The organism is Enterococcus sp. (genome assembly GCF_022711995.1).
Classification (GTDB): domain Bacteria; phylum Bacillota; class Bacilli; order Lactobacillales; family Enterococcaceae; genus Enterococcus_D.
On sequence record NZ_JALAHI010000117.1, the window covers coordinates 1 to 13,399 of the forward strand.

The window sequence follows — 13,399 nt, forward strand, 5'->3', positions numbered from 1 at the left end:
CCCTACAATACCACCGCACAGGAAATTTTGGATCTTGCACCAGATGGCGTCATGCTAACCAATGGACCTGGTGATCCGAAAAGCCTCCCTGAAGCCATCGAAATGATTCAAGGAATCCAAGGAAAAGTGCCGATTTTCGGTATCTGTTTAGGGCATCAGTTGTTTGCTTTAGCCAATGGGGCGGATACTTACAAAATGAAATTCGGTCACCGAGGATTGAACCATCCCGTTCGAGAAATCGCTACAGGAAGAATTGATTTCACTTCACAAAACCATGGTTTTGCAGTAGCAGAAGCATCGATTGATCAAGAGAAACTGATCATCACTCATGTGGAAGTCAATGATGGAACCATTGAAGGTGTCCGTCATCGTCGCTACCCAGCATTCAGTGTTCAGTATCATCCAGATGCTGCACCAGGACCACATGATGGCGTACATTTATTTGATGAATTTTTAGAAATGATCGATGCATGGAAGGAGCAGAACTAAATGCCAAAACGTACAGATATTAAGAAAATCATGGTTATCGGTTCTGGACCGATCATTATTGGCCAAGCAGCCGAATTTGACTACGCGGGAACGCAAGCCTGCTTAGCCCTGCGGGAAGAAGGCTATGAAGTTGTGCTGGTCAACTCAAACCCAGCGACGATCATGACCGATAAAGAAATTGCAGACAAAGTCTATATTGAACCAATCACTTTTGAATTTGTTTCCCGTATATTAAGAAAAGAACGCCCCGATGCGATCTTGCCAACATTAGGCGGTCAAACTGGGTTGAATATGGCGATGGAATTAGCCAATTCCGGGATCTTGGATGAGTTGGAAATCGAGTTGCTGGGAACAAAATTAGCAGCGATTGATCAAGCAGAAGACCGGGACCTATTCAAGCAATTAATGGAAGAGTTGAATCAACCAATTCCTGAATCAGAGATCGTATCAACAGTGGAAGAAGCAGTCACTTTTGCCAAGAAAATCGGCTATCCAATCATCGTTCGGCCAGCCTTTACATTGGGCGGTACTGGCGGCGGAATGTGTAATAATGAAGAAGAGCTGCGGGTAATTGCTGAGAATGGGTTGAAACTGTCACCAGTGACGCAATGTTTAATCGAACGCAGTATTGCCGGTTACAAGGAAATCGAATATGAAGTGATGCGAGATTCCGCTGATAATGCCATCGTTGTCTGCAACATGGAAAACTTTGATCCTGTCGGAATTCACACGGGAGATTCAATCGTTTTTGCACCAAGTCAAACTCTTTCTGATCATGAATACCAAATGTTGCGGGATGCTTCTTTAAAAATCATTCGCGCATTGAAAATCGAAGGCGGCTGTAATGTTCAATTAGCCCTTGATCCTCACAGCTTTAATTACTATGTGATTGAAGTGAACCCTCGGGTTTCCCGTTCGTCTGCTCTGGCAAGTAAAGCCACAGGCTATCCGATTGCGAAATTGGCAGCTAAAATCGCTGTTGGTTTGACATTAGATGAAATGAAAAACCCTGTCACAGAAACCACTTATGCGGAGTTTGAACCGGCATTGGATTACGTAGTAGCCAAGATCCCTCGCTGGCCCTTTGATAAATTTGAGTCCGGTGAACGCCGTTTAGGGACACAGATGAAAGCCACGGGTGAAGTCATGGCTATCGGTCGGAATATCGAGGAATCTTTGCTGAAGGCTGTGCGCTCATTAGAAATCGGCACGCATCATATTGAAATGAAAGAATTAGCACAGCTTTCAGACAATGACTTGATCGATAAGGTGATCAAAGCGCAAGATGACCGTTTATTCTATGTAATGGAAGCCATTCGCCGCGGCTATGCGATTGAAGAATTAAATGAAATGACCAAAATCGATCTTTTCTTCTTGGATAAAATGCTGCACATCTACGAAATCGAACAAGAACTTGCTGAAAATGTTCAAGATTTGGCAACCTTAAAACGAGCAAAACAAAATGGGTTTACGGACAAAAAGATCGCAGAACTATGGCAAATGACAGAACAAGAGATTCGAGACCTCCGTAAGGAAAATCAATTGATTCCCGTCTACAAAATGGTGGACACTTGTGCCGCCGAGTTTGAGTCGGCAACGCCTTACTTCTATAGTACGTATGAGTTTGAAAACGAGAGTGTTCGCAGTGAAAAAGAATCTGTATTAGTCTTAGGATCTGGTCCGATCCGCATCGGTCAAGGTGTGGAATTCGATTATGCAACAGTACACTCGGTCAAAGCGATTCAGGCTGCGGGCTATGAAGCCATTATCATGAACAGCAATCCGGAAACCGTTTCGACAGACTTCTCGATTTCCGATAAATTGTATTTTGAACCATTGACATTAGAAGATGTTTTGCATGTGATCGAATTGGAACAACCGATTGGTGTCATCGTTCAATTTGGCGGTCAAACAGCAATCAATTTAGCGGAGCCGTTAGTGGCAGCAGGTGTCAACATCTTAGGTACTAGCATCGAAGACCTTGATCGAGCGGAAAACCGTGATCTCTTTGAACAAGCGTTACAGGCATTAGCTATTCCGCAACCTCCAGGAGATACCGCTACAAATACCACAGAAGCCGTGGCGATCGCTAATCGCATCGGTTATCCAGTCCTTGTTCGTCCAAGTTATGTCTTAGGTGGTCGGGCGATGGAGATTGTGGAAAACCAAGCGGATCTTGAAGACTATATGAAGCATGCAGTAAAAGCTTCTCCCGAACATCCTGTTTTAGTCGATCGGTACTTAGTCGGGAAAGAATGTGAAGTTGACGCGATTTGTGATGGCACAACGGTTCTGATTCCGGGTATCATGGAACACATTGAACGGGCAGGGGTCCACTCGGGTGACTCGATGGCAGTCTATCCGCCACAAAACCTATCTGCCGCGACGATTGCTACCATCGAAGATTATACGAAGCGTTTAGCATTAGGACTGAATTGTGTCGGAATGATGAACATCCAATTTGTCATCCATGAAGAAAAAGTCTACGTCATTGAAGTCAATCCTCGGGCGAGCCGAACCGTTCCATTTTTGAGTAAAGTCACAGAAATTCCAATGGCACAGATTGCGACAAAAGCAATTTTAGGAGAAAAGTTAGCAGATCTAGGCTATCGAGATGGTCTTTATCCAACACCAAATGAAGTTCATATCAAAGCACCAGTCTTTTCTTTCACCAAGCTACAAAAAGTCGACACGTATTTAGGACCAGAAATGAAGTCAACCGGTGAAGTTATGGGTTCAGACAAAAACTTGGAAAAAGCTTTATACAAAGCATTTGAAGCAGCTGGGTTGCACATTCCGGAATTTGGAAAAGTTCTCTTTACCGTAGCGGATGAAAGCAAAGCAGAAGCAGTTGAATTAGCTGCACGCTTTTTCGAAATCGGCTTCTCAATCTTAGCGACAAAAGGAACGGCCGATTACTTTGAAAACTACGGGTTACCAGTTACTCGGGTAGCGAAAATCTCGGAAACAGAAGACGAGACTGGCGTTGATCTGATCCGTAAAGGCGTGACGCAAGTAGTAGTCAATACAATGGATAAAAATCGTCAAAAGGCTACTGAAGACGGCTTTATCATTCGCCGAGAAGCAGTTGAGCATGGAGTGCCGCTCTTTACTTCATTAGATACCGCTGATGCCATTCTTCAAGTAATGGAATCAAGAGGGTTCAGCACCAAAGCAATTTAGCAGTCAGAAAGGAAAACAGCTCATGAAACAAGAACTTATGACGATTACCAAGCAACGTACCCTTGCACCGCGAATCTATGAGATGACCCTCTCTGGTGCCCTTGTACAAGAAATGACCTCTCCGGGGCAATTTCTCCATATCCGAGTACCGGATGATGCCTTTATCTTGAGACGACCTATCAGCATTAGCTGGATCGACCAAGAAACCCAAAGTTGTCGCATCATTTATCGGACAGAAGGGGAGGGTACCAAGCGGTTTTCCCATCTGCAAAGCGGGGATCAGCTGGATGTTTTAGGCCCTTTGGGGAATGGCTTTCAAATCGAAGATTTACAAAAAGATGAGACTGTTTTTATCGTAGGTGGTGGTATCGGCGTTCCACCACTCTACGAACTTTCGAAACAATTAGTCGCAAAAGGCGTACGGCCGATTCATTTTCTGGGATTTGCTAGCTCAGAAGTGATGTATTATGAAGAGGCGTTTCAAGCTCTTGGGGATACACGAATCGCAACGGATGATGGCACCTATGGCGTTCAAGGGAATGTCGGTAATCTATTGTTAGCAGCCGATAGCAAACCTACGGCTGTCTTTGCCTGCGGCAACAATGGCTTGTTAAAAACGGTTGAGCAGCTTTTCCAAGACCATCCCAATGTACAGCTTTCATTGGAATCTCGCATGGCTTGCGGCATCGGCGCTTGTTATGCTTGTGTTTGTCACAAAGCCGATGATCCAACAGGGACTAAAAGTGTCAAAGTCTGTGACGAAGGCCCTGTTTTTCAAGCTGGAAAGGTGGTTATTTAAGTGGTTTTAGCTGTAGAATTACCGGGATTGTCTCTAAAAAATCCCATTATGCCAGCTAGCGGCTGTTTTGGTTTTGGCGCAGAATACAACAAATACTATGACATCAGCCAGCTGGGAGCGGTCATGATCAAAGCTACGACTCCAGAAGCACGCTTTGGCAATCCCACACCACGAGTGGCTGAAACACCAAGCGGCATGTTGAATGCGATTGGCTTGCAAAATCCTGGCCTTCAAGTAGTCATGGAAGAGATTTTGCCAGAGTTAGCGCAAAAGCATCCAGATCTGCCGATCATCGCCAATGTGGCTGGTTCCACCCAAGAAGACTACATCGCTGTCTGTGAGAAAATCAGTCAGGCACCGAATGTAAAAGCGATTGAATTAAACGTTTCTTGCCCAAACGTCAAACATGGGGGTATTACTTTTGGTACCGATCCTCAAGTGGCGCAAGAACTGACCCAAGCGGTCAAAGCCGTTTCCCAAGTACCGATCTATGTCAAACTATCGCCAAATGTGACCGATATCGTGCCCATCGCCAAAGCAATAGAAGCCGGTGGTGCCGATGGTTTCACAATGATCAATACATTATTGGGGATGCGCATCGATTTGAAAACTCGCCGTCCTATTTTGGCTAACCAGACCGGTGGGCTTTCAGGCCCAGCCATCAAGCCGGTGGCAATTCGGCTGATCAAACAAGTTGCGCAAGTGTCTTCATTGCCGATCATCGGCATGGGTGGTGTCATGACGGTGGATGATGTGTTAGAAATGTACTTAGCCGGAGCAAGTGCGGTGGCTGTTGGTACGGCGAATTTTACCGATCCTTATATTTGTCCAAGGCTGATCGAAGAATTGCCAGTACGAATGGCAGAATTAGGCATCGAATCCTTGGCGCAGCTGATCAAGGAAGTAAGAGAGGGGCATTAAGATGATTGAACGACCAATAATCGCACTGGATTTCCCCAGTAAAAAAGAAATTGAGCTGTTTTTAGAACAATTTCCTAAAACAGAAAAATTATTTGTTAAAGTCGGCATGGAAATCTTTTATCAAGAAGGGCCAGCAATTGTTCGCTGGTTAAAAGAATTGGGCCATGATATTTTCTTAGACTTAAAACTTCATGATATTCCCAACACTGTCGAGCGGGCCATGGCGCGTTTAGCCGATCTTGGGGTTGCGATTACCAACGTACACGCAGCGGGAGGCATCGAGATGATGGCAGCAGCGAAGCGGGGACTGCAAAATGGCACCAAGGAAGGACAAAATGTTCCGTTGTTGATCGCTGTCACACAGCTGACTTCTACTAGCGAAGAACAAATGCAGCAAGATCAGCTGATTGCCGTTTCACTGGAAGAAAGTGTCCGGCATTATGCCCAATGTGCAGAAAAAGCAGGCTTAGACGGCGTCGTTTGTTCCGCACAAGAAGCGACAGCTATCAAGGCAGCGACCAGCAAAGACTTTATGTGCGTAACTCCGGGCATTCGTCCCACCGGAAGTGACGCTGGCGATCAGAAACGAATCGTAACTCCAGAAGTGGCTAGACAAATCGGTTCTTCTGCGATTGTGGTCGGTCGACCAATCACGCAATCGGCGACACCTTTTGCCACTTATCAAGAAATCAAACAAGCATGGAAGGAAGCAAATCAATGACAGAAATCAGTAAAGCAATTGCCAAAGACCTTTTAACGATCGAAGCCGTATTTTTACGCCCTAATGAACCTTTTACTTGGGCAAGTGGCATCAAAAGCCCAATTTATTGTGATAATCGCATGACCATGAGTTATCCTGCGGTACGTAAAGCGATTGCCAATGGATTAGCTGCACAAATCAAAGAACGGTTTCCAGAAGTCGAAGTGATTGCCGGAACAGCTACAGCTGGGATTCCTCACGCAGCTTGGGTGGCAGATATTCTTGATTTACCGATGGTTTACATTCGTAGCAAAGCCAAAGATCACGGCAAAGGAAACCAAATCGAAGGACGTATCACAGAAGGTCAAAAGATGGTGGTGATCGAAGATTTAATCTCTACCGGCGGCAGTGTGCTAGAGGCCTGTGAAGCAGCAACTCGCGAAGGCGCGAATGTTCTAGGCGTCGCAGCAATCTTCACTTACGAGTTGCCTCAAGGAGTAGCCAATTTTGAGAAAGCACAGCTTCCATTAATAACCTTGACCAACTATTCCACCATGATCGATACCGCATTAGAGATAGATTATATTGGAAAAGAAGATATTGCATTATTGCAGCAATGGAAACAATCCCCTCAAACTTGGACTGGTAAGTAAGAATAACGAATATGCCTGGAGGAATCCAAGAGCATATTCGTTTTATTTTTATCTTTTTTCTGATACGATTTGTTACGATTCAGCAAAAGTTTTCTGACAGTTGCAAGACCGTCAGTTTCAATAGGGAGGCAGTTTTAGTGAAAAGAAATATGGATGTTCCATGGAGTTATTCTGGGGAAAATGGTCCCGAGTATTGGCACACATTGTGCGACTGGTATGCAGAAGGCGCCGAGTTTCCATTGCAGTCGCCAATTGCGCTTTACCATGATGATACCGAGGAACCTGTGGATGAGGATCTAAGCTTCCATTATCATCGGGAACGCTTTACTGAAAAAGAATTCAAAAACACGATCCATTTTGTGCCATATAATAAAGAAAGCTATGTGACCTTTCAAGGCATTAACTACTATTTGACAGATATTCATTTTCATATGCCTTCTGAGCATATCATCGATGATGAGCAGCAAGAACTTGAATTTCATTTGGTACATATGAATGAGCAAGGAGAAAACTTAGTCGTGGGGATTTTGTTCCGATTGACAGATAAATTAAACTGGATCTGTAATCAGCAAGACGATAGCATTTGGGATTTTGAAAACCATACCCAATGGTTCGATCCGATCATGTTTTTACCAGATATGACCCATCATTTTCACTATGTGGGTTCTTTGACCACTCCACCGACCAAAGGCCCCATCAATTGGTTTGTCTTTGATTGGGTAGGCGAGATGAGCCGTCGCTTCATTCAAGAATTTCGTGAAGAAGTTTTGGAAAACAATAATCGTCCGTTGCAAGATCGAAAAGACCGGCCCATTTACTTTTATTGATAGACGAGGAAATGAAAGGAAGGCTACGAAATGAATCCGTTTCAAGAGTACCTAACAAAGGAATTGTCAGAAGCGCAGCGAAAAGTTCTAGAGCCGTTATTTGAACATATCTTAACTGAATTTCCGGATTTGCAGGCCCGAATTGCTTGGAATCAGCCGATGTTTACGGATCATGGAACCTTCATTTTAGGTGTTAGCAGCTCGAAAAAACATTTCTCGGTCTCGCCGGAAGTGAAAACGATGGCCCTGTTCCATCCGCGCATTGAAGCAAGTGGTTACTCGCAAACAAAAAACATTTTTCGTATTTTGTGGGATCAGCCGGTTGACGAAAAGCTGATCTTCGACATCATCCGTTTTAACATCGAAGACAAAGCAGAGTTTCAAACCTTTTGGCGCTAGGCAGTCACTAAGTGGTCGTTAAATAATTGCTAATTAATCACTAATTAGTCACTAAATAGGAATAAATTTGAATAGCAAAAAAAAGACGTATGGGACGTCTTTTTTTTTGCTTCAATGAAGTTAAATTCGTGATTATCAGACAACGCCGATTGAATTATGCTAAACTAGCGGAAAGCAAACGAAAATTCGTTCAAAAAGATAAATGATTGTGAATTAATACACATTCGAAATTTTTTTTAGGAAAAAGAGCAGAGGGCGTTAAGCTTTTTTTCGCTGTTTCTTTTATAGTATCAGAAAGGTGAACGCGATGTATGCTTGGGAAGCCATCCAAAAATCACTCGACCATATTGAAGAAAATTTATCCGAAACCATCGAAATTGACGAGTTAGCAAAAGTTGCGGCTTTGTCGCCGTTTTATTATCAACGGTTATTCACGCGATTAGTAAAGATTTCCGTGCGAGAGTACATCAAGTTACGCCGTTTGGCAGTAGCGGTAATGTATTTAGAAGATACCCAGCGACGGATCATTGATGTCGCCCTTGATGTGGGATTCAACAATCCGATTTCTTTTTCCCGGTCGTTTAAAGAAGTCTATGCTATTTCACCCTCCTACTACCAGAAGCACCAAATCCCCCTCCACAATTTTGAAAAACCTGATTTATCTCTTAGCCATATAGTGGTAGAGGAAGGGGAGCCGTTGATTAGTGAAGGAGTCGTCTTAGCAATGCAGCAAAAATCCATGGATCACCCGAGGGTTTTCGGTGGTGTCGTTGGGTATTATCCTTTCAAGTACGGCAAAATGTTAGGGGAAAGAACCGGCATTGATCCAGTTGAAAAGATTTGGCAGGATTTTTTTCAAGCTTGCAGGAATCCCCGGTTTTTGCGAGAAGGGACGCTGATTGGTGTTTCCTATCCAGGAGAGGCACCAGCAGGTTATTCGAGTTATTTCGTCGGTGCAGAAATAGGCGCTGATACCCTCGATATGGACCTAATAGGACTGACCCGTTGGACGCTGCCGGCTCGTGACTATATTGTCTGCAGCTTTGAAACTACCAAAGCACAAATGATCGTCGGGATGGGGAAGGCAATGAGGTATACTCGTTTTTGGCTAAAAAAACAAGGTTTGATAGCGGATGGCTATTTCCCTGAGCTGTATCAACCATCACAAGCAGAGATCATGATTGTTGAATTGTGGATCCCTTTTAAAATGCGAGAAAATTTTTAAGGAGGAAGAGCAGATGATGAAATATGATGAGGGCTTGGCATTACTGGAAGAAAAGTTTGGTAACAACAAAGACAATTTGATTTCTTTAGCAACGATTGCCTGCAGTTCCGGTGAAAATGGCTTGCCTCGACCAATGGTACGGGATGTCGATGCTTATTATGAGAATGGAGTCTTTTATGTATCGACCCATGAAAGCTCCAACAAAATCCAACAAATTGAAGCGAATCCCGAAGTTTCTGTTGCAGTCTGTGGCGAATGGTTTACCGCTAATGGATCCGGAGAAAATTTAGGGTGGGTCTTGGACCCCAAAAATGCAGAACTGAGAAAGAAAATTCGCAAGGCGTTTGTTTGGTACGATGAAGTCAATAATGAAGAGGATCAAGGCTGTTGTTTTCTGGCCATTCGATTAACCAAAGGAACGTTGAATATCAATCACTGGGAGAAACTCTATCATTTTGATTTTGAAAATAAGCGCATGATCGATCAAAACGATACGATTTAACCATCAACAATGTAGGAACTGTGCCATAAGTCTCAAGTAACACTATCCGAACAGTACTAGTATTGTTCTTGCGGTGCAGTGGCTCCTCGTCGCAAAAGTCCGAGGATTCCATCATCGCACCAGCATATGATGCGGTTTCACTTGTTGGATGATGGCTTATGTCACAGTCTTTTTGTTATGGTGGAAGGGCTCGACAGATTTGCCGAAAAAATACTTTGTATTTTCCCGTAAAACATGAGCCACTTACAAGTGTCTAACACACCCCATTCTCATTGATCGCCGAGAAGGAGTGAGAAGAACAATCCGTAAGTGGCTCATGATTTGTTTCGTCTTCGCCAGATTTAAAAAATATCAGCAAAAGAACGCTGTTAGCTTTGTTTTAAATCCAAAATGGTTTCCTCAGGTGTGACATAATAAGTCGTCTGATTCTCATAAATCACAAAGCCGGGTTTTGCGCCATTTGGTTTGCGAATGTGCTTAACTTGCACCAAATCCACAGGTACTTGGGCGGAATGGCGGTATTTCGAGAAGTAGGCCGCTAATTCTGCGGCTTCCAAGATGGTTTCTTCGCTTGGAGAATCCGACCGAATGATCACATGGGACCCTGGGATATTTTTGGTATGGAGCCAGTAGTCCGTTTTGCGGGCTGTTTTTAAGGTTAATTGATCGTTTTGGAGATTGTTTTTTCCAACCAGAATCTCCGTGCCGTCAGAAGAACGAAAACGTTCCGGTTGCGAAGGTGCCTGCTTTTTCCGTTGTTTCGTCCGATTTTTGACATACCCTTGAGCGGCAAGTTCTTCACGAATCGTTGCGAGATCTTTCGGTGCGGCAATTTCCAACTGTGCTTCCACCGATTCTAAGTAGGCAATCTCATCTTTTGTTTCAGCGATTTGCTGATGGATCAATTTGACTGCATTTTTCAGTTTTTGATACCGTTGAAAATATTTCTGCGCATTTTGATTAGGTGTCAAAGCCGGATCCAAGGCAATCTTGATTGGTTTGTTTTCATCATAGTAATTGGCTAACTCCACTTCATTGACGCCACGAGGCACTTGTGCCATAAAGGTTGTCAGCAGCTCGCCTTTTTGCCGGAATTCTTCCGCGTTTTCAGATTCTTGCAGTGTTTGTTGTCTTTTTTCTAGTTTGTGCTTGTTTCGCTTTAGCTCATTGTCGATTTTTTTCAACAATTCGCTGCCTTGTTGTTTTACCCGATCACGGTCTGCTTTTTCATGATAAAAGGCATCAAGCAACTCGCTCAAACTTGCATAAGTTTCCTGCCAGTCCGCTTTTTCCAGCAAGGAGTCAAAAGGAATGGGGGTGAAGAATTCTTTATTGGCCAGTTTAAGGTAAGTGGGAACAGGCTCAGCCAGTGCAGCAAAGAAATCTTCCCAGACCGCTACTTTTTCATTGGGGCGTTCTTGCAGACGATAGACCAATTCATCAGCTGTATCTTTGCCAAATCCTTGGAAAGTCTGCTGCAAGACTTTAGGCGTTAAGTCTTCTAGCCGAGACAGCATCTCAAAAACTTTTGTTTGATTAAGAGTATACGGATTCGCTGTGTCTTGTTTTGGTGGAGCGACGTAAACCGACCCTGGTAACAAGGTACGGTACGTATTTTGTGAATGACCAATGTGTTTGATGGTGTCAACGATTTTTCCGGTGGCACGGTTCATTAAGAGAATCGTACTATGTCTGCCCATCAGTTCAACGATCAATACAAAGTTTTGCAGATCACCTAATTCATCCCGACGAGTAAAATGGAAATGAACCACCCGATCATTGGCGATTTGTTCGATTGATTCTAAAATTGCGCCATCTAGGTATTTCCGCAACATCATCAAGAAAGTAGGCGGTGTTTCGGGATTTGAATAGGCGGCCTCTGTGCATTGAATTCGAGCATAGCTCGGGTGGGCAGAGAGTAGTAATTTGTGATTTTTTCCTTGAGAACGGATTACGAAGACTACTTCATTCTCATAGGGTTGGTGAATTTTATTCACCCGACCATTGATAAGTTCCTTTTGCAGTTCTTGAACCATCAAGTGGGTAAAGATGCCATCGAAGGACATTTGTTTCCCTCATTTCTTATCTAACTTATTTACTTATTCAGTCTGGAGTCGTTTTTTCTGCCTAACAAAAGCAAGTAAAAAACCAACACCGACTGGATCGCGTAGTTCTATTATAACGAAAAGCGGTCAGAAAGACCAATCGCGATCCAATCGACCTATTGGTTGAAAGGCGATCTACTCACCAAGGATCAATTTTTACTATTTTGGGCATCCTTCAGTGCTTTTTCAATCTCCATATTTAAGAAATAAGAAATAATGGTACGGATGACCACCACCACGGCTAAGCGAACAATATCGCCAAAGGTTGGATGAATGATGGTCTCAATAATATCCGCAGCGATCAAAATTTCTAATCCTAGCAGCACATAACTGCCGAGAAAATTGCGAATAAAATTGTTTTCTTTGGCTGCGCTCATCCGATCTTTGGTTTTAAGTTCAAAACGAATAAAATCGAAACCGGCTTTTACCACACCCCAAACAAGTACGAAAATCGAAAGCAGGTTCAAACAAACAACGATCACATCTAAAATGGGGATTGCATGATCCATTAAAAGTTCCGCAAGATCAGTCATGATGAACTCCTTTCATTTTTTACTCTATCTTAGCGGATATCTTCTCATATGGAAAGTTATATGGTAAGTTTCTTGACGCTCCCAAGACATCTTGCTAGTATAAAGATAAGGTTGATGGCAGACGAAAAGGGCGGGATTTAGAATGGAACGATTTGAGGATTTTTTTCAGGTGATAAAAGAGAAAATCGAGGAAAGCTGGTCGGAATTTGTACATAGTATTTATCAGAACCAGAAAAAAACAATGTACTATCTAGGTACAGGGCTTTTTCTTGCGGTTTTGTTTGCTGTAGTCATCATCACTTCTCAGACACGCATCAAAACATCGTTGATCCACAAGATGGCCTTTGAAGAATTGCCATCTGCCAAAATTGAACCATTGGAATATGCGGCAGCAGATCAGACGATTCAAAAGACAAAAGCAATCTCCGTGATGTTTAGCAAGCCTAACGGGGAAGAATTAGCGGAAGTGTTCCAATTGATCAAGGACAAAGAATCTGAAATGAATCGAGGGGTCTATTACTATCCGATCGTCTATGACACACAGTCTTTTCTCGATACATATGGTGTCAAAGCAAATGAGATCACTTTTGTTTTCTTTGAAAATGGGCAAGAGAAAAATCGCTTTACTTATGACTCTCTCAAGACCCCGACGGAGGATTTTATTCCTGAATTGAATCGGTTACCGATGTGGAACATTCGCCAACTAGACGAATAAGAAAAAAATCTGACAATTTTAACGAAAGTTGTTGACGTTCTTTTATCAATAGGCTAAACTAAGAAAAACAACGAATGATAAATGGAAAAAGGAGGAACTGATATGAAACTATTTTACCCAGTGCAATTTAATTCATGGCAAAACTGGCGTAGATAGTTGTATTGGTGGACCTCAATCCATAGATACAACTTTTTAGAGAACCTTCTAAAGTGCTGTATCTATGCTGGTAAATGAATCTTTCACCGCATAGAACGATGAGTCTATGCGGTTTTTGCTTGAAGCAACTGCCGTACTATCGGCAGTTGCTTTTTTAGTTCTTTGGTTCAAGTAAAGAAAAGCGAGGAGAAT

General features: G+C 43.2%; 12 protein-coding genes and 1 pseudogene. 11 read left to right on the forward strand and 2 right to left on the reverse strand.

Going from position 1 to position 13,399, the window contains the following annotated elements; translation table 11 throughout:
* The 10 genes and pseudogenes from Q0A12_RS11845 to Q0A12_RS11890 all read left to right on the forward strand — a co-directional run.
* On the forward strand, positions 1-489 hold a 489-nt coding region (locus Q0A12_RS11845; protein WP_291292854.1), incomplete at its 5' end, for a carbamoyl phosphate synthase small subunit.
* A complete protein-coding gene (gene carB, locus Q0A12_RS11850) occupies positions 490-3,672 on the forward strand; it encodes a carbamoyl-phosphate synthase large subunit (protein ID WP_291292855.1) in 3,183 nt (1,060 codons plus the stop codon). It abuts the gene before it with no gap.
* A 10-nt stretch (positions 3,673-3,682) separates the two neighbouring features.
* Positions 3,683-4,471: pseudogene (locus Q0A12_RS11855) on the forward strand (dihydroorotate dehydrogenase electron transfer subunit); the annotation flags it as partial.
* Positions 4,472-5,392, forward strand: a complete 921-nt coding sequence (locus Q0A12_RS11860) for a dihydroorotate dehydrogenase (protein ID WP_291292856.1) — start codon at positions 4,472-4,474, stop codon at positions 5,390-5,392.
* Between the two features lies 1 nt (position 5,393).
* Complete coding sequence (pyrF, locus tag Q0A12_RS11865; protein WP_291292857.1) at positions 5,394-6,113, forward strand: orotidine-5'-phosphate decarboxylase; 720 nt, start codon at positions 5,394-5,396, stop codon at positions 6,111-6,113.
* Positions 6,110-6,745, forward strand: a complete 636-nt coding sequence (pyrE, locus tag Q0A12_RS11870) for an orotate phosphoribosyltransferase (RefSeq protein WP_291292858.1) — start codon at positions 6,110-6,112, stop codon at positions 6,743-6,745. Before pyrF ends, pyrE begins: the two co-directional genes overlap by 4 nt.
* Before the next feature lie 149 nt (positions 6,746-6,894).
* Entirely contained in the window at positions 6,895-7,572 is a 678-nt protein-coding gene (locus Q0A12_RS11875) for a carbonic anhydrase family protein (RefSeq protein ID WP_291292885.1), read from the forward strand.
* Positions 7,573-7,602: 30 nt separating this feature from the next.
* The gene (locus tag Q0A12_RS11880; protein ID WP_291292859.1) at positions 7,603-7,971 is read left to right on the forward strand and encodes a DUF1801 domain-containing protein; all 369 of its coding nucleotides are present in this window, start codon (positions 7,603-7,605) and stop codon (positions 7,969-7,971) included.
* A gap of 307 nt (positions 7,972-8,278) precedes the next feature.
* On the forward strand, positions 8,279-9,196 hold the full coding sequence (locus tag Q0A12_RS11885; RefSeq protein ID WP_291292860.1) for a helix-turn-helix domain-containing protein: 918 nt from the start codon (positions 8,279-8,281) through the stop codon (positions 9,194-9,196).
* A gap of 13 nt (positions 9,197-9,209) precedes the next feature.
* Entirely contained in the window at positions 9,210-9,698 is a 489-nt protein-coding gene (locus Q0A12_RS11890) for a pyridoxamine 5'-phosphate oxidase family protein (protein ID WP_291292861.1), read from the forward strand.
* A 368-nt stretch (positions 9,699-10,066) separates the two neighbouring features.
* Here the strand turns inward: Q0A12_RS11890 and efbA are convergent, their stop codons facing one another.
* Positions 10,067-11,764 (reverse strand): fibronectin-binding protein EfbA, encoded by a 1,698-nt coding sequence (gene efbA / locus Q0A12_RS11895; protein WP_291292862.1) that lies wholly within the window; start codon positions 11,762-11,764, stop codon positions 10,067-10,069.
* Between the two features lie 188 nt (positions 11,765-11,952).
* Complete coding sequence (locus Q0A12_RS11900) at positions 11,953-12,336, reverse strand: DUF1622 domain-containing protein (protein WP_291292863.1); 384 nt, start codon at positions 12,334-12,336, stop codon at positions 11,953-11,955.
* 142 nt (positions 12,337-12,478) lie between these two features.
* Between Q0A12_RS11900 and Q0A12_RS11905 the strand changes: the two genes are divergently transcribed.
* Positions 12,479-13,051, forward strand: coding sequence for a hypothetical protein (locus Q0A12_RS11905; protein ID WP_291292864.1), 573 nt, complete (start codon positions 12,479-12,481; stop codon positions 13,049-13,051).
* The last annotated feature ends 348 nt before the right edge of the window (positions 13,052-13,399 follow it).